Source organism: Pantoea sp. CFCC18179 (assembly GCF_059412405.1).
Genome location: NZ_JBNBPM010000001.1, coordinates 1 through 24046 on the forward strand (window position 1 = coordinate 1; position 24046 = coordinate 24046).

At 53.7% G+C, this 24046-nt stretch carries 22 protein-coding genes; 14 read left to right on the top strand and 8 right to left on the bottom strand.

What is annotated here, in order from left to right:
- Nucleotides 1–330: 330 nt before the first annotated feature.
- The gene (locus tag ACPUC7_RS00005) at nt 331–630 is read right to left on the bottom strand and encodes a putative quinol monooxygenase (RefSeq protein WP_494921302.1); all 300 of its coding nucleotides are present in this window, start codon (nt 628–630) and stop codon (nt 331–333) included.
- Nucleotides 631–788: 158 nt separating this feature from the next.
- Here ACPUC7_RS00005 and ACPUC7_RS00010 point away from each other — a divergent pair, with 158 nt between their 5' ends.
- The 12 genes from ACPUC7_RS00010 to ACPUC7_RS00065 all read left to right on the top strand — a co-directional run bounded on the left by ACPUC7_RS00010 (nt 789) and on the right by ACPUC7_RS00065 (nt 12830).
- Complete coding sequence (locus tag ACPUC7_RS00010) at nt 789–1421, top strand: LysE family translocator (protein ID WP_494921303.1); 633 nt, start codon at nt 789–791, stop codon at nt 1419–1421.
- A 247-nt stretch (nt 1422–1668) separates the two neighbouring features.
- Entirely contained in the window at nt 1669–2697 is a 1029-nt protein-coding gene (locus ACPUC7_RS00015; protein ID WP_494921304.1) for a substrate-binding domain-containing protein, read from the top strand.
- 10 nt (nt 2698–2707) lie between these two features.
- Nucleotides 2708–4216, top strand: a complete 1509-nt coding sequence (locus tag ACPUC7_RS00020; protein WP_494921305.1) for a sugar ABC transporter ATP-binding protein — start codon at nt 2708–2710, stop codon at nt 4214–4216.
- Entirely contained in the window at nt 4213–5208 is a 996-nt protein-coding gene (locus tag ACPUC7_RS00025) for an ABC transporter permease (RefSeq protein WP_494921306.1), read from the top strand. The genes ACPUC7_RS00020 and ACPUC7_RS00025 overlap by 4 nt, the downstream gene beginning before the upstream one ends.
- A gap of 13 nt (nt 5209–5221) precedes the next feature.
- Nucleotides 5222–6211 carry a sugar-binding transcriptional regulator gene (locus ACPUC7_RS00030; RefSeq protein WP_494921307.1) on the top strand — a complete coding sequence of 330 codons (990 nt, stop codon included), beginning with the start codon at nt 5222–5224 and terminating at the stop codon, nt 6209–6211.
- Entirely contained in the window at nt 6204–7958 is a 1755-nt protein-coding gene (locus tag ACPUC7_RS00035; RefSeq protein WP_494921308.1) for a glycerol-3-phosphate dehydrogenase/oxidase, read from the top strand. The genes ACPUC7_RS00030 and ACPUC7_RS00035 overlap by 8 nt, the downstream gene beginning before the upstream one ends.
- A complete protein-coding gene (locus tag ACPUC7_RS00040) occupies nt 7942–8781 on the top strand; it encodes a class I fructose-bisphosphate aldolase (RefSeq protein ID WP_494921309.1) in 840 nt (279 codons plus the stop codon). Before ACPUC7_RS00035 ends, ACPUC7_RS00040 begins: the two co-directional genes overlap by 17 nt.
- A 59-nt stretch (nt 8782–8840) precedes the next feature.
- Nucleotides 8841–10325 (top strand): FGGY-family carbohydrate kinase, encoded by a 1485-nt coding sequence (locus tag ACPUC7_RS00045; protein WP_494921310.1) that lies wholly within the window; start codon nt 8841–8843, stop codon nt 10323–10325.
- Nucleotides 10326–10688: 363 nt separating this feature from the next.
- Nucleotides 10689–11015 (top strand): hypothetical protein, encoded by a 327-nt coding sequence (locus tag ACPUC7_RS00050; protein WP_494921311.1) that lies wholly within the window; start codon nt 10689–10691, stop codon nt 11013–11015.
- Between the two features lie 384 nt (nt 11016–11399).
- Nucleotides 11400–11729, top strand: a complete 330-nt coding sequence (locus tag ACPUC7_RS00055) for a DHCW motif cupin fold protein (protein ID WP_494921312.1) — start codon at nt 11400–11402, stop codon at nt 11727–11729.
- 103 nt (nt 11730–11832) lie between these two features.
- Nucleotides 11833–12315 (top strand): Xre family toxin-antitoxin system antitoxin, encoded by a 483-nt coding sequence (locus tag ACPUC7_RS00060; RefSeq protein ID WP_494921313.1) that lies wholly within the window; start codon nt 11833–11835, stop codon nt 12313–12315.
- Entirely contained in the window at nt 12315–12830 is a 516-nt protein-coding gene (locus ACPUC7_RS00065) for an RES family NAD+ phosphorylase (RefSeq protein WP_494921314.1), read from the top strand. Before ACPUC7_RS00060 ends, ACPUC7_RS00065 begins: the two co-directional genes overlap by 1 nt.
- Nucleotides 12831–12904: 74 nt before the next feature.
- Here the strand turns inward: ACPUC7_RS00065 and ACPUC7_RS00070 are convergent, their stop codons facing one another.
- Both ACPUC7_RS00070 and ACPUC7_RS00075 read right to left on the bottom strand, forming a co-directional pair.
- Entirely contained in the window at nt 12905–14164 is a 1260-nt protein-coding gene (locus ACPUC7_RS00070; RefSeq protein WP_494921315.1) for an acid phosphatase, read from the bottom strand.
- Between the two features lie 76 nt (nt 14165–14240).
- On the bottom strand, nt 14241–14480 hold the full coding sequence (locus ACPUC7_RS00075; RefSeq protein ID WP_343551997.1) for a hypothetical protein: 240 nt from the start codon (nt 14478–14480) through the stop codon (nt 14241–14243).
- A gap of 32 nt (nt 14481–14512) precedes the next feature.
- Here ACPUC7_RS00075 and ACPUC7_RS00080 point away from each other — a divergent pair, with 32 nt between their 5' ends.
- Together ACPUC7_RS00080 and hpxO are read left to right on the top strand one after the other, a co-directional pair.
- Nucleotides 14513–14716, top strand: a complete 204-nt coding sequence (locus ACPUC7_RS00080) for a hypothetical protein (RefSeq protein ID WP_494921316.1) — start codon at nt 14513–14515, stop codon at nt 14714–14716.
- A 14-nt stretch (nt 14717–14730) separates the two neighbouring features.
- The gene (hpxO, locus tag ACPUC7_RS00085; protein ID WP_494921317.1) at nt 14731–15888 is read left to right on the top strand and encodes an FAD-dependent urate hydroxylase HpxO; all 1158 of its coding nucleotides are present in this window, start codon (nt 14731–14733) and stop codon (nt 15886–15888) included.
- Between the two features lie 34 nt (nt 15889–15922).
- Here hpxO and dcp read toward each other — a convergent pair whose 3' ends face one another.
- From dcp to guaD, 5 genes are all read right to left on the bottom strand, one after another.
- The gene (gene dcp, locus ACPUC7_RS00090; RefSeq protein ID WP_494921318.1) at nt 15923–17971 is read right to left on the bottom strand and encodes a peptidyl-dipeptidase Dcp; all 2049 of its coding nucleotides are present in this window, start codon (nt 17969–17971) and stop codon (nt 15923–15925) included.
- A 71-nt stretch (nt 17972–18042) separates the two neighbouring features.
- Nucleotides 18043–18822 (bottom strand): xanthine dehydrogenase accessory protein XdhC, encoded by a 780-nt coding sequence (gene xdhC, locus ACPUC7_RS00095; RefSeq protein WP_494921319.1) that lies wholly within the window; start codon nt 18820–18822, stop codon nt 18043–18045.
- Nucleotides 18809–21175, bottom strand: a complete 2367-nt coding sequence (xdhB, locus tag ACPUC7_RS00100) for a xanthine dehydrogenase molybdopterin binding subunit (RefSeq protein WP_494921320.1) — start codon at nt 21173–21175, stop codon at nt 18809–18811. Before xdhB ends, xdhC begins: the two co-directional genes overlap by 14 nt.
- Entirely contained in the window at nt 21165–22607 is a 1443-nt protein-coding gene (xdhA, locus tag ACPUC7_RS00105) for a xanthine dehydrogenase small subunit (protein WP_494921321.1), read from the bottom strand. Before xdhA ends, xdhB begins: the two co-directional genes overlap by 11 nt.
- Nucleotides 22604–23932 (bottom strand): guanine deaminase, encoded by a 1329-nt coding sequence (gene guaD / locus ACPUC7_RS00110; protein WP_494921322.1) that lies wholly within the window; start codon nt 23930–23932, stop codon nt 22604–22606. Before guaD ends, xdhA begins: the two co-directional genes overlap by 4 nt.
- Nucleotides 23933–24046 lie beyond the last annotated feature (114 nt).

Consider the following 24046-nt stretch of genomic DNA (forward strand, 5'->3'; position numbering starts at 1 on the left):
CAACAGGCTGATACTGGCATATTATGACCGGACAGAAAGACGTATTATCCGAATCGACTGAGCACAAATGTGTCACCTATGTGCCCGGTCTGATCTGTTACCTATGTGCCCGGTCGTACCTTTATGGTGACCGTGTGCTAATTCGGAAGTCGGATCTTATTAATTCGGGATGGATTACGTTAGGAAGTTAAGTTGGAGGTCACCATAAATGGCGCCCCTACTAGCTTGAGGCATGGTTTAAATAGGCTATGTTTTTGCGTTCTCATTATTTAGCTCCATTCTTTTTTATCGGACCGCCAATCATAGCGGTCCTTACACTAATAAACGCTATTAAGCATCGCCTCCGGCGACTTTACGTAATGGCACCACTTCTGCATGCTCTAGCAGCGGCTCCAGATCGGCAAACAGCTTAACAATATGTGGCGCATTCAGGTGATTATCCAGCAATTCCTGGCTTGCCCACTCTTCCGTCCAGACAAAACGCCGCGGATTAGTGCGGTCGATATTCAGTTGGTAAGTGATGCAACCTTCTTCGCGCAACGTCTTTTCAATCACACCACGAAATAATTGCTCTGCTTGATCTTCACAACCAGGTTTAGCCGTTAATAACGCAACAACAGGAACCGTCATAATCATCTCCAAATAAAAGCAAAAAAAGTTAACGCGGTTTCAAATTACTCCAGCTTAAGCGTGCTGTCAGTCTGAAAAGGTGCGTTGCCGGAATACCCGATTTCACGCCATAATCGCCAGCGAGATATTTTTCCGCACGCCTAATACGAGGAATTTGCATGCCGGACTTATCCAGTTGGTTAGCTTTTGCATTAGTGGCGCTGGGATTAGTATTAACGCCTGGCCCCAATATGATGTATTTAATTTCTCGATCGCTGTGCCAGGGAAAGCGCGCCGGATATATCTCGCTTGGCGGTGTGGCATTGGGTTTTGTCTTCTACATGTTGTGTGCGGCGTTGGGCATTACTGCATGGTTACTGGCGGTGCCATGGGCTTATGATGCGCTGCGTTTTACCGGTGCGCTGTATCTGCTGTATCTCGCCTGGCAGGCATTAAAACCCGGTGGACGCTCGCCATTTGCGGTGCGAAATCTGCCGGCAGACAACAACCGTAAGCTGTTTACCATGGGATTTCTCACCAATCTCGCCAATCCAAAAATCGCCATGATGTTCCTCTCCTTGCTGCCGCAGTTTATTACCCCCAATCATGGCAGCGTGTTGTTGCAATCGCTGGTGCTTGGCTTGACGCAAATCGTGATCAGCCTGACGGTGAATGCCATTTTTATTACCACGGCTGGCCAGGTTTCGACATTTCTAATGGAGCGTCCCAGCTGGCAGCGCCTGCAACGCTGGTTGATGGGCACGGTACTGGCCGGCATGGCGGTTAGGTTAGCGTTGGATTCCCGCAAGTAATTCCCTTCTCCTCTCCTGCCAAACAGGCGGAATCGTGCCGGTCGATTCCGCCTGTTAAGTGAACAAAATCACAACTACGAAACATTTTGTTAACCATAAATTGATCTTTTCCCGCGCCGCTTTTATACCTTGTGAAAATTATTTCACCCTTACGAAATAATTTTCAGCGTTAACCCCGGCTCGTTTTTCCGCGTTTTGTCGTCACGGCTGAGCCATACACATTCAGCGTCAGTTCCGGGGAAACATCATGAAAAAGATCGCCACGCTTTTTGCCAGTTTGCTGTTGGTCGGCAGCATCACCAACAGCGCGCACGCCGCCGACGAAACGCCACAATTTCGCTGTAAACCCGGCGAAACCTACTACATGAACGTGATGGTAACCGGCGTTGAATACTGGTTCCCAGTGTATGAAATGTTCAAGCAAGCGGCGCATCAATTAGGCTGTAAAACCGTGTACGGCGGCACGCCGGCGTATGACGTCAACCAGCAACTCTCCAGTTTTGAACAAATATTGGCGCAAAAACCTGCCGGTATTTTCCTGCATCCGATGAATCCGGATCCGTTTATTGAGCCGATCAATCGCGCCGCCGAAATGGGCATTCCGGTGGTGACCTTCGCCGCCGATTCGCCAAACAGCAAACGTGTCGCTTACATCACCTCCGATAACTTCCGCGAAGGCAAAGCCGCCGCCGATGAACTCGGCAAAGCGATGGGCAAAGATGCTGAGTTCGCGGTACTGGAAAATCCCGGTCAGGATAACCACGACCGTCGCGTCACTGCGTTTATCAATGAAATGAAAGCCGCCTTCCCCGACAGCAAATTGGTCGCCCGCGCGGCCACCAATCAAGACCCGTCTAAAGCCTATAACGCGGTGCTTTCGATGTTGCAGGCGCATCCGAACCTGAAAGGCATCTTCATGCCGGAAGCCAGTTCCGCGATCGGTGCTGCACAAGCGGTAGCGGAAAACGGCGGCAAAGTGAAAGTGATGACGGTAGATGTTAACGCCAAGGTGCTGGATATGATCAAGAGCGGCCAGGTGTTTGGTGCCATCAACCCGAATCAGGGCATTCAGGGCTACATGGGCTTTATGACCTTATTCCTCGCCGCGCACCCTGAATTGATCGACCCAATGAACGATGCCAAACGCAACGGCACCAATCCTTTCGCCTTCCCAATTCTGGATAACGGTTATGCGGTGGTGACCAAAGACAACGCCGACGATTTCCGCTGGGATACCTATCTGAAACGCCGTGGCACCAAAGGCATCAACGAGTAAGGCGACGATTATGACGGCATTGCTTGAATTGCGCGGCATCAGTAAAAGCTTCGGCGCAGTACGCGCGCTGCAAGGTGTTGATCTGACCTTGCGCGCCGGAGAAATTCACGCGCTGGCAGGAGAAAACGGCGCAGGCAAATCCACCTTGATGAATATCATTGACGGCATTTTACGCCCGGACAGCGGCGAAATGGTGCTCGATGGCAAAGCCATCACCGTGCATTCGCCGCGTGAAGCGCAGCAGCTCGGCATTGGTTTGGTGCATCAGGAAATCGCATTGTGCCCGGATATCAGCGTGTATGAAAACATCTGGATGGCGCACGCCGCCAGCCAACGTGGCCTGCTGATGCCGCATAAACAATTGCGTGAAAAAGCTCAGCAGGTAATGAACCGTCTGGCGCCGATCCCGGTTAGCAAAAAAGTCGGCGAACTGTCGTTGTCGCAACAGCAGTTGGTGGAGATCGCTAAGGCGTTAACGCTGGATTGCCGCCTGTTAATTCTCGATGAACCGACCGCCGCGCTGACGGAGCCGGAAGCGCAAACACTGTTTGGCATTGTGCGCCAACTGCAAGCGCAAGGCATCGCGGTGGTGTATATCAGCCATCGCATGGCGGAGATTTTTGCGCTGTGTCAGCACATCACCATTCTGCGTGATGGCCGCACGGTGCACAGTGCACCACTCAATAGCATGACGCCGGATCAGGTGATCACCCGTTTGGTTGGCCGCGAACTCTCCCAGCTCTATCCGGATAAACGTCCGGTGACGGCTGCCACGCCGTTACTCGAAGTCCGCGCGCTCGGCGATGGCAAACGCTTTCACGATATCGGCTTTGATCTGCGCCCCGGCGAAATTCTTGGCATTGGCGGTTTGATGGGCGCGGGCCGCAGCGAGATTGCGCAAGGGATTTGCGGTTTGCATCCCATCAAACAGGGCGAGATTCGCCTGCACGGCCAAGCGGTGAAGTTACGCGATTACGCCGCCAGCATTGCACAGCGCATGGTGTATTTGTCGGAAGATCGCAAAGACGCCGGGTTGTTTCTCGATATGCCGATTGCGTGGAATATTTCAGCGCTGGATATTCAGGCGGTGAGCCATCAGCGCTGGTTGCTCAGTCCACACCGCGAACAGAAGCAAGCGGCAGCGCTGGCCCAGCAGGTAAAACTCAAACACGGCAAGTTAAGCGATCCGGTGTCGTCGCTGTCGGGCGGCAATCAGCAGAAAGTGGCGTTGGCGCGGGTGTTATCGGTGCAGCCACAGATTGTGTTTCTCGACGAACCCACGCGCGGCGTTGATGTTAGCGCCAAAGCGGAAATCTACAGCATTCTCGCCAAACTGGCGGCGAACGGCATCGGTTTAGTGGTAATTTCGTCAGAATTGCCGGAACTGATTGGCCTGTGCGACCGCATCATGGTGATTCACGAGGGGCGCATCAGCGGTGAAGTCACCGGTGAGGCGATGACAGAAGAGAATCTGATGCGGCTGGCAGCCGGCATCACTGCACAAGCGGAGGCCGTATGACCATGAATTCCACCCTTCCCGTCCTGCCCAAATCGCGCTGGTCACTGTTTGGCAGTATTCACAAACAGCGCGAAGTCGGTTTGGTGGTGATCATTGCATTGATCTTCGTGGTGATGAGTTTCACCTCGCCGTATTTCCTCACCTGGGCCAACATGAAAGCGATGCTGCTGTCGTTTTCGATTGAAGGCATCGTGGTGATCGGCATGACCATTTTGCTGATTGTCGGCGGGATCGACCTGTCGGTAGGCGCGGTGGTGTGTTTGTCGATGGTGGTCGCCGGTCAGTTGTTCCTCAGCGGCGTTGATCCGTGGCTGGCGAGCCTGGGCGGGATCGGCGCGGCGGCACTGGTTGGCCTGTTGATGGGATTAACGGTCACCAAAATCGGCCTCAGTCATTTTATTGCCTCGTTGGCGGCGATGGTGATCGTGCGTGGCCTGTGCATGATCGTTACGCAAGGCACGCCGCTGTCGCTGTTTACCTTGCCGCTGAGTTTTAAATTTATCGGTCAGGGCGCGTTGTGGGGCATTCCGTTTGTCATCGTGCTGTTCTTTGTTTTGGTGGCGTTGTTCGACTTTATGCTGCGTAAAGCCACGCTGTTCCGCAAAGTGTTTTATACCGGCAGCAATGAACGCGCCGCCGCCTATTCCGGCATCAACATCAATCGCATCAAATTATGGGTCACCGTGCTCACCTCCACGTTGGCGGGTTTAGCGGGCATCATCTATATGGCGCGCCTCGGTTCAGCAACCCCGACGTTTGGCGTTGGCATGGAGCTGAACGTCATCGCAGCGGCAGTGATTGGCGGTGCCAGCCTTAAAGGCGGCAGCGGATCGATCCTCGGCGCGGTGTTGGGTGTGGCGCTGCTGTCGATCGTCACCAGCTCGCTGATTTTGATTAACGTTTCCGTGTACTGGCAGGAGCTGATTAAAGGTCTGATTTTGCTGGCCGCGGTCTCCATCGACCATTTACTGAATAAATACCGTGCAGCCTAAGGAACACTCACTCATGGAATTCGCTAGCGAACATCCGGCGTTTCACAGCGCACGCCAGATTTACCAGGTTTTAGTGATGTATTACCTCGACGGCAAAAAACAGTCCGAAATTGCCGTCGAAACCGGCTTGTCGGTGGCCAGCGTCAATCGTCTGATCCGCCAGGGCAAAGAGAGCGGCATGGTGGAAATCACCATTAAATCACCGTGGCTCTCCGCGCATCAGCTGGAAAGTGATTTGGCGGCGTTGGGCAAATTGCAACAGGTGGTGGTCGCGCCGAATGTGGCGCGCAGCGAGGAACAAAACCTGCAAATGGTCGGCGCAGCGGCGGCGGAATATCTGCTATCGCGCATCAAAGATGGCGACGTGATTGCGATTACCGGCGGCAAAGGGGTCAGCGCGTTGGTTGACGCCTTGCAGCCCGCGCGCAAATACGATGTGCAGATCGTGCCTGCACTGGGTTGCGTGCAAGGCAAGCACTACACCGATGTGAATCATGTGGCATCAGAAATGGCTGCGCGCCTGGGCGGCCACGCCTGGCAGATCCACGCCCCGTTATTCACCGATTCTGCCGATGAACGCGACATGCTGATGGGGATTAGCGCCGTCGAACAGGTGCTGGATAAAGCGCGGCATGCCACGCTGGCGGTGGTTGGTTTGGGTTCGATTTACAGCGACAGCTCCAGCTATTACGACCTCAACCTCGCCGCGCGTGATGCGGCAGCCAGCATTGAAACCAGTGGCGCGCGCAGTGAGCTATTGGCGTGGCTGCTGGATGCTAACGGCCAACCGGCACCGTTTGATGCCAATCGTCGCTTAGTGGGATTAACGCTGCCCGAACTGCAACGGATTCCCTTTTCGATGGCGGTGGTGGCCGGTCGCGACAAAATCGACCCGATTCGTTGTGCGCTGCACGGGCAATGGCTGAAAGCCATGGTTACCGATGAATCCACGGCGGCGGGCGTGCTGGAGATGACACTGAGCGAAGGAGCTATCGATGGATAAATTACTCACCCGCGAACAGCGTTTAAACGCCCTGCGCCAACGCACCTCAACACCGGTTTTGATCGTCGGCGGCGGCATCAACGGCATCAGCACCTTTCGTGAGCTGGCGTTGCAGGGCATTTCGGCCATTTTGGTGGAAAAAGGCGACTGGTGTCAGGCCGCCAGCGGTGCGCTCTCACGCATGATCCACGGCGGTTTACGTTATCTGGAAACCGGTGAATTTACCTTGGTAAAAGAGTCAGTGACCGAACGCGATCGCCTGCTGAAAAACGCCGCACATTACGTGTTCCCGCTGCGCACCACCGTGCCGATTGATAACCTTGCCGGTGGATTGATCAACGCCACGCGCCGTTTTCTGCACCTGGGCGATAAACCCACCCGGCGCGGCGCGCTGCTGATCAAAACTGGCCTGAGTTTGTACGACATTTACACCCGCCAGTATGGCTCAATGCCGAAACATCAGGTGCGCAGCGAAGCGGCGACACGCGAACGCTGGCCGGGTTTTGCGCCTTGGGTAAAATACAGCGCCAGCTATTACGATGCGTGGATCAGCGCACCGGAACGGCTGGGATTTGAATTGATTGACGATGCTGAACAAGCTTGCCCGGAAGCATTGGCCGTCAACTATCTGCAATTGGTGAGTGCAGAAGGTGAAACGGTGATGTTGCAGGACGCCTTGAGCGGCGAACGCTTTAGCCTACAACCGCATGTGTTGGTCAATGCCGGTGGAGCGTGGATCGATCAACTAAATCAACGCGTTTCACCCACCAGCGATCTACCAAAATTGATTGGCGGCACCAAAGGATCGCATTTGATCCTCGATCATCCCGAACTGTTGCAGATGCTGGATGGCGAAATGGTCTATTTCGAGAATCAGGAAGGCCGCGTCTGCATCATGTTCCCATGGTTTGGCAAAGTGCTGGTGGGTTCCACCGATATTCGCGTTGACGATCCTGATGCGGTGGTGTGCGAAGAGGATGAAAAAGCCTATATCCTCGAATCACTGCGCTTTGTCTTCCCTCACATCACGGTGCCGGATGCCGCCATTGTGTATACCTTCTGCGGCGTACGCCCGCTGCCCGCCAGCGATGCCAAACTCAACGGCCAAATTTCACGTAATCACTCGTTAGTGCTGCTGCCGCCCGATGCGCAACGTGCCTGGAGCACGCTGTGTTTAGTCGGCGGCAAGTGGACCACTTTCCGTCAGTTCGGCGAAGAAGCTGCCGATCGCGTATTGCGTTTGCTGGGCGAAAAACGCCAGCTTTCCAGCGGCGATCTGCCGATTGGTGGCGGACGCGACTTTCCGCCACCTTCCGGGCAAAACGCCTGGCTGGCGCAATTAGTGCAACGCTTCGGCGTACCGCTGCCGCGCGTCACACAGCTGGCGAAACGCTATGGCAGCCGCGCCTTGCCGCTTTTGGATCTGATTCAGCAGCACGGCGAGCAAGCGCTGCAACATCACCCCGCTTACAGCGATGTTGAACTGCGATATCTGATTGAACACGAGCAGGTTTGTCAGTTGGAAGATTTGCTGGTGCGCCGCACTTCGCTAGCCATATGCGGCGAACTGACTGCGCCGCTGGTGCAGGAAATCGCCACCTTGCTGGCATCCACCCTTGGCTGGAACGACACCCAACGCCAGCAGCAACTGCAACGTTGCTGTGACAACCTCGCCCGCTTGCATGGTTTATCCAACCTCAATCCCACGATTTTTCAGGAGGAAGCACGACATGTTAGTAACCAATAAAGTTCGCCTCAACCGCCTGTTTCAGCACGGCAAATGTCTGGATGTCGCCATTGATCATGGCATCGCCAACGAGCCGGACTTTCTCATCGGGCTGGAGAATATCGAAGCGGTGATGGATAACCTGATCGCCGCGCAACCGGATGCGATTCAGGTGAATTACGGCCAGGCCGATTTACTGCAACGTGTCGCCGGACGCAAACCGGCATTGGTGATGCGTACCGATGTCGGCAACGCCTACAACGCCGCGCGTCACCGTGAAATGTGGGCGGTGCTGCACAATCCGGATGAACCGATCCTCGCCGCGTTGCAAATGGATGCCGCTGCGGTGGTGGTTAATCTCTATCTGATCCCCGATGAACCGGGCATTTTCCGCATGTGTGTCGAGAATATTGGTCGTTTACGCCAGGCCTGCGATCGCTACGGCATGCCGCTGATGATTGAACCGCTGGTGATGGCTCCAGCAGGACAAGGCGCGGCATACGGCTCGCTCGGCGATGTCGAGAAAATCGTGCCGCTGGTACGTCTCGCACGCGAACTCGGCGCGGATATCGTCAAAGCCGATCCCACGGAGAATGTGGAAGATTTCCATCGCGTGGTGGAAGCGGCCCGTTGCCCAACGCTGGTGCGTGGCGGCGGCAAAGGTGAAATCGCCGGTGTGCTGGCAAAAAGCGCGGCGCTGATGGCGCAAGGCGCCAGCGGCATGGTGTATGGCCGCAACGTTTATCAGCACGACAATCCTTCACGCGTGGTGAAAGCGTTGATGGCGATTATTCATCAGGGTGTCAGCGGCCCGGACGCATTGGAAATTTATCAGCAGGGTTAAGCCTTACCTGCACCGGCGCTTAAGCGGTGCGCCGTCTTCGCCAGTTAACGGAGTCGGATATGAAGATAGTCGGGATTGATGCCGGAAACACCATGATCAAAGCGGTGCTGTTTGATCTCAGCGGCCGGGTGTTGTCGGTGGCCGAGTGCGCGGGCGAAACCCATCGTCCGCAGGAAGGCTATGCCGAACGGCCGGTGGAAGATATCTGGCACGGCGTTAGCGCTGCGGTGAGTCGCTGTTTGCAACAAGCGGGGTCGCCCGCCAGCGATGTGATCGCAGTTGGCGCCGCCGGTCACGGCAACGGTTTGTATGCACTGGATAAACAGCAGCGACCGCTGTTTGGCATCCAATCGATTGATCATCGTGCCAGTGAAACCGTGCATGCGCTGGAAAATAGCGGAGCGGATCAGCGCATTTATCAGATCTCGCTACAAAAGCCGTGGCCCGCTGCCACGCCGGTATTAATCAGCTGGATTAAGCAACATCAGCCACAACGTTGGGCGCAGATCGGCCATTTGCTGTGTGCCAAAGACGTCATCGCCCACTTTCTCAGTGGCGCAATTAGCGCCGATTACTCGGACGCCGCCGGTGCCGGATTAATTGATTATCGTCAGCGTGGTTACAGCCGCGAATTGATGGCGCTGTACGACATTGAAGAGGCGCTCGCCCTGCTACCCGAATTGCGTGAATCTTGCGATGTGGTCGGCCATGTCACGGCGCAAGCCGCGCAACTCACCGGCCTGCCCGCAGGTATTCCGGTGGTTGCCGGGATTTTTGATGTGGTGGCCAGCGCAATTGGATCTGGCGTGGTGAACAGCGGAGAAGCGTCGATTGTGGCAGGCACCTGGAGCATCAATCAGGTGGTGATGGATAAGCCCGATTATCTGCGCCCAGTGTTTATGAATTCGATTATCGAATCCGATCGCTATATGGCGATTGAAGCCAGCGCCACCTCTGCCGCCAACCTCGACTGGTTCCTGCGCGAATTCGACGACGGTCGCAGCGGCCAGGGCGCAGCACGCAGCAGCGATACCGTTGCGCATGTCGAACCCAACGCGCAGTTGCCGCTCTATCATCCTTATCTCTATTCAGGGCGCAAGTCTGAACCGGCTAAAGCCGGATTTTACGGGCTGGGCGGTTGGCACACCCGCGCCGACATGTTGTTTGCCCTGTTTGAAGGCGTGACCTTTGCCCATCGCGCGCACATTGATCGCTTGCGTGCCGCCGGTATCCCTTTTACGCAAGCCATTTTGTCGGGTGGCGCGGCGCGCAGTTGCATCTGGCCGCAGATGTTTGCCGATGTATTGGGTATTCCGATTCGCGTGGCCGAATGCAAAGAGACCGGCGCGTTGGGCGCAGCGTTGTGCGCGGGTGTTGGTGTGGGTACGTGGCGCAATCTCGCTGAAGCCGCTCAGCAAGCGGTGCAACTTAATCCCGGCGAATTATTACCGCGTCCGGAACGCTTTGCTTTCCACGATGCGCGTTATCGGGTATTCAAAAAACTTGAGCTGGCAATGCGCGAGATGTGGCAAGAAGCGAGTTGATTGCTATCTTCGTGTGGGTGGGAGATTGCTGCTCACACATAAATCTATTACTTATTCCTCTAAATGACGCACAATATAAAATTGATACAGTTCAAAGTTTTTTAATTTTATTTTTTCGGAAATTAAAATAAAAAACCAAGTTAGCACTCAAAAAATTAATGTTTGAATTGATATTAATCAAGATATTAAGATTTTACAGTCTCTTGAAAATCGAAAAACAAGACACTTCTTAATTCATATTTAAATAACTATAATTACGCCAACTTTAATCCAACCACAAGAAATTAAAAAACATTTTATTAGTTTGTTTGGATGTTGTAAAAAATAATTCGATTTAATTGAGTTATTTTTAAAGGAATGATTATGAGAACACTTAACTTGCAAGAGATGGAAATGGTATCAGGGGCGGGTAACTATGCTGACAAACATGGTCCGGGAAATAATAATTCATCACGCCAAAATGGGGGTAATTATGGTGGAGTTCCTAAAACCTGCGAAAACATGGTTGGCTTCGGTATTATTTCAGGAATGATTGCTGGCAGCATTGGGGGCCCTGCAGGAATTGTTGCAGGAGGCGCACTTGGAGGTGTCACCTCTGCTGTTAGCGCATGTGATAATAGTCCTTACGGTGGAAACAAAGGGGGGAATACTTCAGGAGGTGGGTATGGAGTTGGCCAGTGCACCTGGTGATGGATGGGAATGAAAATATGAGGCGCTATCAAAGAGCTGCAATCAATGTAGCTTGGGTTGTGACTTTATTACCTTTTATTTTTAAAGAGACACCCTGTAGCTATCTTGAGACAGGAAATAACATTGATTTGATTAAATCGCTTTTCATATCAATTGGGATATATTCTTTTTATTCTTGGATGGCCCGATTTTACAGTCACTGTAAAAATAGTTAATGATGTGTTTATAACCAAGCCTCTCTAGCTGAGGCCTGGTTTTTATTTATAAATTCTGCTAACGCAGATTCATAGCATGACTGTCTTTAAGAAACGTTTATAATCCTTTTTATGTTGAACAACATGCTACTGCTCATCACTTTAAACTCATTATAAAAAGGACATCCGCATGCAAATCAATCAAATTCCCTTTGGCATTACCAACTGGGCCGACATCGCGCCGGAAACGCATCCGGGCGAGCACGGTTTTGCGCTGTGGCGTACCCAACGCTTCGGTGATATTCGCGTACGCATGGTGGAGTATTCGCCGGGTTATCTGGCAGATCACTGGTGCAGTAAAGGCCATATCCTGTTGTGCCTGGAAGGTGAAATGATCACAGAGTTGGATGATGGACGTACCTTCACGCTCACGCCTGGTGTCAGCTATCAGGTGGCAGATCATGCCGAAGCCCATCGCTCATCCACCATTAACGGCGCAAAGCTGTTTATCGTGGATTAAGCGCCAGAGAAAGAGTGGCGTTGTACAAAAAATGACAACCTCGTCGCCATGATGTACACTTGAACCATGTAAATGTTCAAATGAACATTATCTGGAGGTTGTTATGACAACGATATCCCCTTTAAACCACGGCAATGCGGCACGCGTGTTTGATCCTTCGCTGATTCAACACGCCGATAAATCCTTTATGGATCAAATGGGATTACCGCGCAATCCGCTCAAAGCGCATCAGCTGATTACCGAAGGATTGGATGTCGGCATCGTGGAACGTGCTGCCACAGTATTGAAAGCCACGCCGCTGGACGTGGCGCAAATGGTGTCGATGGATCGCAATACCTATCGACGCCGCGAAAAAGCCGGTACCCAGCTTTCAGTTGAACAAGGTGCGCGTGTGTACCAGGTATTCGAAATTTTGGATGCCGTACTCCAATTGTTCGCAGGCGACGTTGACGCTGCGATGCACTGGATGTATCAACCTGCTCTGGCACTGGATGATGCGCTGCCAATGGATATGCTAAGTACACCCGCTGGTTGTGATGCGGTGTTGACGCTGATTGGTCGACTGGAACACGGAGTGATTGTGTAATGACGCGACGGAAGGAATCGGAAGCTCCCTACCGACTGTTTTATCGTTTAGTCAAAGAAGAGTACGCCAGCGATGCCTTTAGCGGCGCTGGCGCAGAAAAATGGGGTGGACGCTGGAACCCGCCCGGCATCAAAACCGTGTATCTCAGCAGCTCAAAAGCGCTGGCAACACTGGAATTGGTGGTACACGCCGGGAAAGCAATGTTGGAGAAAAGCCACTTCGTGGTGTTTACCCTGCCGATCCCGGAAAGCGAGATCATGGTGTTGGATTGCAGCAAGCTGCCCAACAACTGGGAGAAATATCAGCAGCAGGAAGAGACGCAAGCCATGGGCGCCGCCTTCCTGAATCTGGACGGCGGCTATCCGTTGCTGCTAACGGTGCCGAGTATTCTCACCGGCGAAGACAATGCCATTTTGAATCCCGATCATCCGTCCGCCGCCGATGTTTTCGCACACGCCACATCAGCGCCCTTCGCGCTGGATCGCCGTATCAAAAATGATAATCCTGCGTTATAAGGTCACCATAAATGGCGACCCTACGAAAACGCGTTTAACCTTGGTAGGGTCGCCATTTATGGTGACCGCTAATATCAACGCGTAGGTTTCGCCATCGCAAACGCCGCATTCAAATCAACACGCTGCCAGAACGACTGTTCGGCATTGCCTGACAACGGATAACCGTTTGGCAGCGCCGTTTTCACCAGCAGATTGCGGATTTGCGCATCAGACAGATGAGGCAACGCGGTCTTCAGCAAAATCTCCGCGCCTTGCGGCACCTTAACTGGCGTGTTTTTCGCGCTGATTTTCGGCAAGTTGTAACTCATGGTGAAACGGTAGAACTGTTTCATCGCCGGTGAGCTGTAAGGATCGTCTTTGCCCGCACTGCGTGCACATTCCGCCAACGACGTACCACACTCTTTCTCCAACGCGGCACGCAATTGATCGCGTGCTTCGCTAAACAGCGCCTGATATTTTGCATCGCTGAGATAGTTTGCCACGTTGCGTTCAGCGACCATGCGCGATCCCATCACATCCAGCGGATAGTGCACGCCCAGCACCAAACGTGAGTAACCGTAGCGTGCACCGCGCGTGACTAGCGCTTCAAAACGCTCTGGCACCATTTCCGCCATCAGCAACGCATCGGTGTAACCGGTATTGGTGTGGCCACTCGGGAAAGAGCCGCCATCCGCGGTATAACGCACATTATCTTTAATCACCACATCATCTGGCACCAAATGAATGGTGTTGCCTTCATGCAGGAACGGTCGTGGGTAATTGAAGTGCTTTTTCGCCGCGCTGGTACTGACTTCGCTGGCTTTGATCAACGCCGCCGCTTTGCTCAGTTCGCCTTTATCGTAAGCGGCGAGGAAGGCTTTGCCGAGACGTGGACCCAGCGCATCTGACAGGAAATAGAGTGAACTGATGGCTTCCGCATCGGCCAACGCCTGATGGCGCACATCTTGCGTAGCGTTCAGGTTGATGTTGGTGACCGTGGCGCGGTTGGCAGTCAGCACGTTGTCCGGCAGCGTGCTAAAGCCCGAAAGTAGCGCAATACCCGCTTGCTGATTCTCTTTACTTTTAAAGTCGTAGCCGCTGTTTTTCAGCCACTGTTTATCCGCTTGCTTCGAGGTTTGTTTGACCTTTTCCAACTGCTCACGCTCGAGTGAACTGTTGTCGCCTTGAATGTAGTGGCGTTCAGCTTGCAGCGATTGCTGCTCAAGATCGGTATACGCCGGAGATGAACCGGTTGACGATAAGCCAGCCAGCGCAGCCGCATCGGGCAGTGAAACCGCGTGCGCCTGCTGTGCCAGCAGTAAAACCGTTGCAATCAAAGTGTAGCGGATTTTCATTATTTTCCCCTGTTATCAAAATATTACCTTGCCTGGGGAAACACGCTAGCACCCGCTTATGACAGATTTATTTCATTTAGCGACACTGGCTGGCACAGTTTTGTACGCAAATTTGTGCGAGTGAGCCACAACCGCCGCCGCTGTCGTTTTTGCATTGAGATTGCTGTACATAACAATTTTGCTGGCAGGCAGACACATCACACTTCGCGGCAATCGGTGTCAATTGCACCACGGGCGCCTTGTGTTCAGGTTGCCATGGCGTTTGTGCCAGTGCGCTGGCGCTGAGCAGTAACGCGAAAGCCATTAGCCACTTCATGATCACATCCTCGCAGAAAGGTTCTAACCAGTATGGCTACTGGCAAAATAATTGCCATGCTGAAACATTCGATTCAGAACAAACGCATCAATGCCCTGCTTCAGTGCGAACCGATGCGCTACGACAGTGCAACACAATCAGTCATACCATCATTAAATGCATATAAATTCAACCAATTACCTCTTTCATATCTTGTTGCGCAAACTGGTACAAAAGTTGCAACTATTTTGCCATAGCCAAGGAGACGAATATGAAAGCAATTGTGATTGGTGCCGGTATTGGCGGAATGAGTGCGGCGATTGCGCTGGAGCAAGCAGGATTCGAAACCGCCGTGTTTGAAGCGGTAAAAGAGATGAAACCGGTTGGCGCAGCGATCTCCATCTGGCCCAACGGCGTGAAATGCCTTAACGCTTTGGGGATGAAAGAAGCGCTCCGTGCGCTGGGCGGCAATATGGCGTTTATGGCCTACAACGATGCACACAGCGGCAGCACGCTCACCCGCTTTAGCATGAAACCGCTGGTGCAGCAGGTCGGTGAATATCCTTATCCGGTGGCGCGCGCCGAATTACAGGCGATGTTGATTGAAACGTACGGGCGTACGCGCATCAGTTTTGGCAAACGCGTCACGCAAGTGGAGCAGCATGAAAACGGTGTTACGGCGTGGTTTGATGACGGCAGCCAGGCGGAAGGCGATTTTCTGGTCGCCGCCGACGGCACGCATTCGGTGATTCGCCACTACGTGTTAGGCGAAAGTGTGGAACGTCGCTATGCCGGCTATGTTAACTGGAATGGCTTAGTTAACATTGACGAATCCATCGCCCCCGCCGATCAGTGGACTACCTTTGTCGGCGAAGGCAAGCGCGTTTCGCTGATGCCGGTGAGCAATAATCGTTTCTATTTCTTCTTTGATGTGCCGCTGCCAAAAGGTTTGTCAGAAGATCGCGCAACCTTGAGAAACGATCTTAAAGGTTACTTCAGCGGCTGGGCCGATCCGGTGCAACGGCTGATCGACAGCATCAATCCCGACACCACCAATCGCGTCGAAATCCACGATATCGAACCGTTTAGCCGCTTTGTGAAAGGTCGCGTAGCGCTGCTTGGCGATGCGGCCCACAGCACCACGCCTGATATTGGCCAGGGCGGTTGTGCGGCGATGGAAGATGCGGTGGTGCTGGCGCAAACGTTGGCATCGCATTCGTTGGGCATTGAAGATGCGTTACTGCGCTATGAAGCGCGTCGCGTGGAACGCACCAAAGATTTGGTGTTGAAAGCGCGCAAACGTTGCGATGTAACGCATGCCAAAGATGCGCAGGTAACGGCGGCGTGGTATGCAGATTTGAAAAACGAAACCGGCGAGCGGGTATTGGCGGGAATGTGCGAAACCATTGAAGGTGGGCCGTTGGGGTAAAAAAGCAGGTCGCCAACAATGGCGACCTTTCGTATTAACCTTCTAAACCGCGATTTTTCAACATTGGGCCGATTTCCGGCTCTTTGCCGCGCCATGCCAGCCACAAATGCTGCAAATCGCTGCTGTTACCGCGCGACAGAATATGCTCGCGGAACTGCTGGCCGTTTTCACGGCTTAAACCGCCGCGCTCGACAAAGGCCTGATAACCATCATCGGCCAGCATCTGCGTCCAGATATAGGCGTAATAGCCCGCCGCATAACCGCCGCCCCAGATATGACGGAAATAGCTGGAGCGATAACGTGGCGGCACCGTCGCCAGCGCGATGTTTTCGGCGGCCAACGCCTGCAACTCGAAGTGGCTGACGTCTTGCGGATTGTCATGCGTGGTCAGCGAATGCCACTGCAAATCGAGCAGTGCCGCCGCCAGCAATTCGGTCATGTCATAGCCTTTATTGAACTTTGAGGCACGCACCATTTTGTCACGCAGTTCCGCTGGCATCGCCTCACCGGTTTTATAGTGACGCGCATAGTTAGCAAACACCGCTTCGTTGCTGGCCCAATGCTCGTTGATCTGCGACGGGAACTCGACAAAATCGCGCGGCGTGGCGGTGCCGGACAAGCTCGGATAGCGTTGCGTAGCGAACAAGCCGTGCAGCGCGTGACCAAACTCGTGGAACAAGGTGATCACTTCATCCCAGCTCAACAGCGCCGGTTGCCCCGTCTGCGGCTTGGTGTAGTTGCACACGTTGTAAATTACCGGTTTGGTATCCAGCAGCGTGCTTTGATTAACGAAATTACTCATCCACGCGCCGCCGCTTTTGTTATCGCGCTTGAAGAAATCGGTAAAGAACAGCGCTAACGGCGTGTCGTCGGCATCGAAAATCTCGTAAACATTGACGTCCGGATGGTAAACCGGCAAATCGTGACGCTGCTGGAAGCGAATACCAAACAACTGGCTGGCCGACCAAAAAACACCCTTTTCCAATACGTTATTCAGCTCGAAATAGGGACGAATTTGGCTCTCATCCAGCGCGTATTGCGCTTTACGTACTTGCTCAGCGTAGAAGTTCCAGTCCCAGACACGCAGCGGGAAGCTGTGATGTTGCTGCTCAATCATCTGCTGAATATCGGCAGCTTCGCGTTCGGCGCGAGCACGAGCGGCAGGCACAATGTTACGCATAAAGGCGAATGCCGCTTCCGGCGTTTTGGCCATCTGATCTTGCATGCTCCATTCGGCATAGGTTTTAAAACCCAGCAAACTCGCCTGCTCGGCACGCAACTGCGCCATGCGTAACACGATATCACGCGTGTCGTTGTCATCGCCGCGCTCGCTGCGCGTCAACGCATGTTCAAACAACGCTTCTCGCGTGGCACGAACTTGCAGTGATTGAAGCGCCGGTTGTTGCGTGGTGTTTTGCAGCGGGATCAGCCATTCACCGTGCAATCCGCGGGCTTCGGCAGCGGTTTTAGCATGGGCTAACTCTTCGTCGCTCAATCCCGCTAATGCCGCCACATTACTTACCGTATAAGCACCGGCTTTGGTTGCCGCCAGCAGCTTGTTGCCAAACTTGGTACTGAGGCTCGCCAGCTCCTGATTGCAGGCGCGCAGTTGGGTTTTATCCGCATCGTTCAGGCTGGCGCCGGCTAACTGGAAATGTTGCCAGGTCACTTCCACCAAACGCATTGATTCTGCATCCGGGCAATGCGTGCCACGATGTTGATAAACGCTATCGAGACGCGCAAACAGTTGGCTGTTAAGGCAGATTTCATCATTCAGCGCAGTGAGTTGCGGCGTAATCAGTTCGTCGATCGCTTGCAAACCATCGCTGGTATTCGCAGATGTCATCGCACCGAACACCAAATTTACGCGATTTAGTAACTGGCCGCTGCGTTCAAGGGCTTCATAGGTATTAGCAAAAGTCGGCTTGTCTGAATTGCTGGCGATCGCCGCCACTTCGCGACGCTTCTCAGCAATGCCCGCTTCCAGCGCCGGTAAGAAATGCGCTTCCTGAATCTGGTCAAATGGCGGGGTTTGATACGGCAAGGTGCTGGCGGTGAAAAACGGATTGGCGGGTGAATTCATTATCGCTCCTGATAATCAGCAACGCCGCACACGGCGGCGGGATGTTTCTATCCTGGCAGTTTCCACGTCACTCAACAACTTATCGCCTGTTGGTAAATGCTGATGATCTCACCGGCCACCGCTACGGCGATTTCGGCCGGTAATTTACCCTTCACATCCGGCAAACCTATCGGACAGCGCAGGCGCGCCAGCGTTTCTGCGGCGATGCCCTTTCCTTCTAATCGATAGCGAAAACGCTGCGCTTTGGTCGCGGAGCCGATGACACCAGCATAGCGAAAATCACCACGACGCAGAATCGCCTCGCTAAGCGCCAAATCCAGCGGGTGATCGTGCGTCATCACCACAAAATAGCTGCCGGGCGCGGCTTCTTTGACGCAATCAATTGGATCGTCAACCTGGCGCACCGTGACATCCGGCGGCACGCAGCGAAACTGCGCGGCGCGGCTATCAATCCAGGTAATGTGGCATGGCAATGTCGCCAGTAATTGCACTAACGCCTGACCAACATGTCCCGCGCCATACACCTGAATCTCGGGTTGCTGCTGCATCAGCGGCTCAAACAAAATTGTCGCATGGCCGCCACAGCACTGACCTAGACGCGCGGCGAGCGCGAAGTCTTCAGTGCGCGGTTCGCGACTGCGCTGTTGCAGCATCTCGCGCGCTTGGGCAATGCATTGATATTCCAGATGACCGCCACCAATGGTAAGAAAGGTGTCGCTGGCGCTGACCACCATTTTGCTGCCACGATCGCGTGGCACCGAACCGCGCTGGCTGAGTACCGTCACCAACACGCAGCTTTGACGCTTTTCCCGCAGGCTATGCAATACGCTAATCCAGTCATGATAAATCATGGTCCGCTCCTGATAAGCGCTGAATCCCCCAGAACACCCGTTCCGGCGTTGCGGGCGCATCCAACTGCGGGTGGCGACGATAGTTATCCACGCTGGCAACTGCATCCTGCAGCGCGCACCACACCGCAATCCCCAACATAAATGGCGGCTCGCCCACCGCTTTGGAGTGAAACACCGTGTCCTGCGGGTTTTTACGGTTCTCGACCAGCGTGACGCGCAGATCGCTGGGTACATCGCTGATCGCCGGAATTTTGTAGCTGGCTGGGCCGTCGGTGAGCAATTTGCCCTTGTCGTTCCACACCAACTCTTCGCACGTCAACCAGCCCATACCTTGTACGAAACCGCCCTCAACTTGCCCGATATCAATGGCCGGATTCAGCGATGCGCCGACGTCATGCAGAATATCGGCTCGCAGCAGGCGATATTCACCGGTCAGCGTATCCACCAGCACTTCACAGCACGCTGCACCGAACGAGAAGTAATAGAACGGTTTGCCGCGTCCGGCGGCACGGTCGTAGTGAATGCCCGGCACTTTGTAGAATCCGGTAGCCGAAAGCGGCACCTGATTGAGCCACGCTTGCTGCGCCACCTGCGCAAAGGTGAAGTGCTGATCGCCAACCCGCACGATGCCATTGTTGAAACTTACCGCTTCGGCGCTGCATTGATGCTGCTGGCACAACATCTCCGTCATGCGATCACGCAAGATCTGCGCCGCATTTTGCGCCGCTTTGCCGTTGAGATCGGCACCGCTGGATGCCGCCGTCGGCGAGGTGTTCGGCACTTTGCCGGTGTCGGTCGCGGTCACCTGAATCTGGCTGATATCGATTTGCAGCACTTCGGCAACAATCTGCGCCACTTTGGTGTTCAATCCCTGGCCCATTTCGGTACCGCCGTGATTGAGCTGCACCGTGCCATCGGTGTAAATCAGAATCAGCGCACCGGCCTGGTTGAGGAAACTGGAGGTGAAAGAGATACCAAACTTCACCGGCGTCAGTGCCAATCCGCGTTTCATAAAACGACTGCTGGCGTTGAACGCGCTAATTTCTGCACGCCGTGCCGCATATTCACTGCTGATTTCTAGCTGCGCGGTCATCTCATCCAGCAGGTTGTCCTCGACCTGCTGGTGGTAATGGGTGATGTTGCGATCGGTTTTGCCGTAATAGTTACGTTTACGCAGCTCTAACGGATCGAGCCCGATTTCACGCGCGATGTGATCCATGATCTGTTCAATCGCCACCATGCCTTGCGGGCCACCGAAGCCACGATACGCGGTGTTTGAGGCGGTGTGCGTGCGGCAGCGATAACCGGTAATCAGTGCATCGCCGAGATAATAGGCGTTGTCGGCGTGAAACATCGCGCGATCGACAATCGATCCGCTAAGATCGAGCGAATAACCGCAGTTACCGGCCAGATCGATTTTCACGCCACAAAAGCGCCCTTCATCATCCACGCCGACATCGTAGCATACGAAAAACGGATGACGTTTGCCGGTGATTTGCATGTCGTCACGCCGCGCAAGGCGCATTTTTACTGGTTTGCGCAACTGGCGCGCGGCAATCGCACACAAACAGGCAACACCCGCCGCCTGAGTTTCTTTGCCACCAAAACCGCCGCCCATGCGCCGCATATCAATGGTGACTTTGTTCATGCTGATGCCCATCACTTCCGCCACCAGCTTCTGTACTTCAGTGGGGTTTTGCGTGGAGGAAAACACCTGCAAGCTATTGTCTTCGCCAGGAATGACCAGCGCGGTTTGCGTTTCCAGGTAGAAATGTTCCTGGCCGCCAATGTGAAATTCGCCTTGAATACGCCGTGGTGCACGTGCCAGCGCCGCCTCTGCATCACCGCGTTGATGAATGTGCGGCTGCTGCACGAAAAAGCGCTGTTCCAACGCTTCGCGCACGTCGAGCACCGCAGGCAATGGTTGATACTCGATGATCGCCGCCGCTGCACCCGCCCTTGCCGCTTCGGGTGATTCAGCAGCGACCGCAATCACAATTTGGCCAAAATATTCGATGGTATCCTGCGCCAGCAGCGGATCGCCGGGTTCCAGCGGCCCAACATCGTTGACGCCAGGCACATCGCGCCAGGTCAACACACTGACAACGCCAGGCACCGCGTAGCACGGCTGCACATCCAATTTGGTGATACGTGCATGCGCATGTTCGCTGAGGCGCGGACAAAGATGCAGCAATCCCGGCAAATCCGGTTTATCGTCGATATAGATGGCTTCGCCGGAAACATGCTTATCGGCACTTTCATGCTTGTTGCTGCGACCGACGCCCGTTTGCATGGTGCTGGCAAACTGGGTTTTCAGTAAGGTTTCGTTGAGTTCCGGACGGTTATGAGACATAGCGCGACACCTCCGCAATGGTCAGTTCGCCACAAGCCTGCGCGTAATAGCGGCGCAGCAGATTGCGCGCCACCTGTAAGCGATAATCCGCACTGGCACGAAAATCACTCAGTGGCTGGAAGTCTGTGCCCAATGCGGCACAGGCTTTTTCAATGCTGGTTAAATTCAATGGCTGACCAAGCAATTCAGCTTCTGCCGCCAGTGCGCGTTTCGGTGTCGCCGCCATACCGCCAAACGCCAACCGTGCTTCAACCACCAATCCACTCTCGATTTGCAGATTGATGGCGGCAAACACCGCTGAAATATCGTCGTCGAGGCGTTTTGCCACTTTCCATGCCGCAAAGTTGGGTGACAATGTCACTTTAGGGATGGTGATGGAGCGGATAAATTCGCCAGCTTGTAATTCCGTTTGACGATACGCGGTAAAAAATTGATCCAGCGGCACTTCTCGCAGATTGTCGCCCTGTTGCAACACCAGCCGTGCATTTAGCGACAGTAACATCGGTGCGCCGTCGCCGATGGGCGACGCATTGCCAATATTGCCGCCCAGCGTGCCTTGATTACGAATTTGCAGCGAAGCAAAGCGTTCCAACATGTCGCTAAATGCCGGAATGTGTGGTGCGAGAAATTGATAACAATGATGTAACGACGCCGCCGCGCCAAGGTGAAAACTCTCTGCATCTTCGGAGCAGTGCTTCAATTCATCAATCTGTTCCAGCGCGATTAATAACGGCAGTCGTTTGTATTGCTGAGTGATTTGCAGCGTCAAATCGGTGCCACCGGCCACCAAACGTGCCTCGGGATATTGCTGATACAGCGCAGCAAGTTGCGCTACGGTTTTCGGTAGATAACAGCGACTGCCATTGGCTTCAATGCTCTGCACCTCATCGCTGCTTAACGCTTGTAAACGCTGTACCAGCGCAGCGGCATTGTCGCTGAATTCATCGTTAACAGATGAAGCACAGGCTTGTTGTGCCGCATCCATAATCGGTCGATAGCCGGTGCAACGACACAAATTCCCCGCCAGTGCCTGCTCAGCCTGATGGCGATCCCAGCCCTGGCTATTTTTTTGCAGCGTGAACAGCGACATCACAAAACCTGGTGTGCAGTAGCCGCATTGCGAACCGTGGCAATCCACCATCGCTTGTTGCACGCTGTGTAATTCGCCGCCCTGTTTGAGATCTTCTACGGTAATCAGTTGCTTACCTTGCAAACTACTCACCAACGTTAAGCAACTGTTCACCGCTTGATAGTGCATTTTACCTTCAACCACTTTGCCCAACGTAACGGTACAAGCGCCGCAATCGCCCGAGGCGCAACCCTCTTTGGTGCCACGCCGTTGCTGTTGGCCACGCAAATAGTTGAGCACGGTGAGATTGGGATCCAGCTCATGTTCGGTGATTAAACGATTGTTGAGTAAAAACTGAATCATGCGATTTGCTCCTCAGTTTCACGCTGCCAAACCGGTTTGCCACTTACCCAGGTTTGCGCGATGTTACGATCGTCACCCAAGGTCATCATCACAAACAGACGTTCCCAAATATCTTTGCTATTGGCGTTACGCAGTTTTTGCAACGGCGACACCGCCGGATCGAGCACCACAAAATCGGCCTCTTTGCCGGGATTGAAGTTGCCAATCACATCATCGAGATCCAAGGCGTGCGCGCCGCCCAACGTGGCATGATAGAAGGCTTCGCAGGCGCTGAGTTTGTATTGTTGCAGCTGGCCCACTTTGTAGGCTTCGCCCAAGGTTTGCAGCAGATTAAAGGTGGTTCCTGCTCCGACATCGGTGCCAATCCCCATACGTACGCCTTGCTGCCAGCAACGTTTGATATTGAACAAACCGCTCCCGAGGAACAGATTTGAGGTTGGGCAGAAAGCAATTGACGAATCGGTATCATGCAGGCATTGCCATTCTTTATCGTCCAGATGCAAGCAGTGGGCAAAGACGCTGCGTTTTCCAGTCAGTTGATGATGATGATAGACGTCGAGATAGCCTGCGCGCTCTGGGAATAACGATTTAACCCAGGCAATTTCCTGCTGGTTTTCGCTCAGATGCGTATGCATCCAAACATCTGGAAACTCATCACGCAGTTGACGGACTTTATCCAGCAATTCTGGTGATGACGTAGGGGCGAAACGCGGCGTTAATGCATAGCTCAGACGACCACGTTGATGCCAGCGTTCAATCAATTCCCGCGTGTGCTGATAACTCTGTTCCGGCGTTTCGGTCAGATATTCCGGCGCGTTGCGATCCATCATCACTTTGCCAGCTATCAAGCGCATATCAAGCTGCTGTGCCGCACTGAACAGCGCATCGACCGATTGCTTATGAACCGTGCCAAACACCAGCGCCGTGGTGGTGCCGTTCGAAAGCAATTGATGCAGGAAGAATGCCGACATCTGCGCCGCGTGATCGGGACAATGATATTGGCTCTCCACCGGGAAAGTGTATTGATTGAGCCACTCAAGTAGCTGCTCGCCAAAAGCGCCAATCATTTCGGTTTGTGGATAATGAATATGGGTGTCGATAAAACCCGGCACGATCAGTTTGCCGCGCAGATCGATGACGTTGGCCGCATCAACACGCCCTTCTGCGATTTGCCAGCTTTCAAGGCTGACTACTTTGCCATCACGCAGCGTTAATAGACCATCTTCGAGATAGCGCGCATTGGCGGCGATGTCGTCGGGCTGCGCGGCCAGAGCGGTAAAATCAAAGAAGCTGGCGCGCAGCAGCGTTTCGGGTGCGTAAGGCATAAGGGTTCCTTGGATCTTTTATTTGTGCAGATGATTGCCTTAAACAGTGTTTGCAAAGCGCGTGCCAATCCAAATAACAAAAAATAGTGTTTATTTTCAATAATATGCATTGAT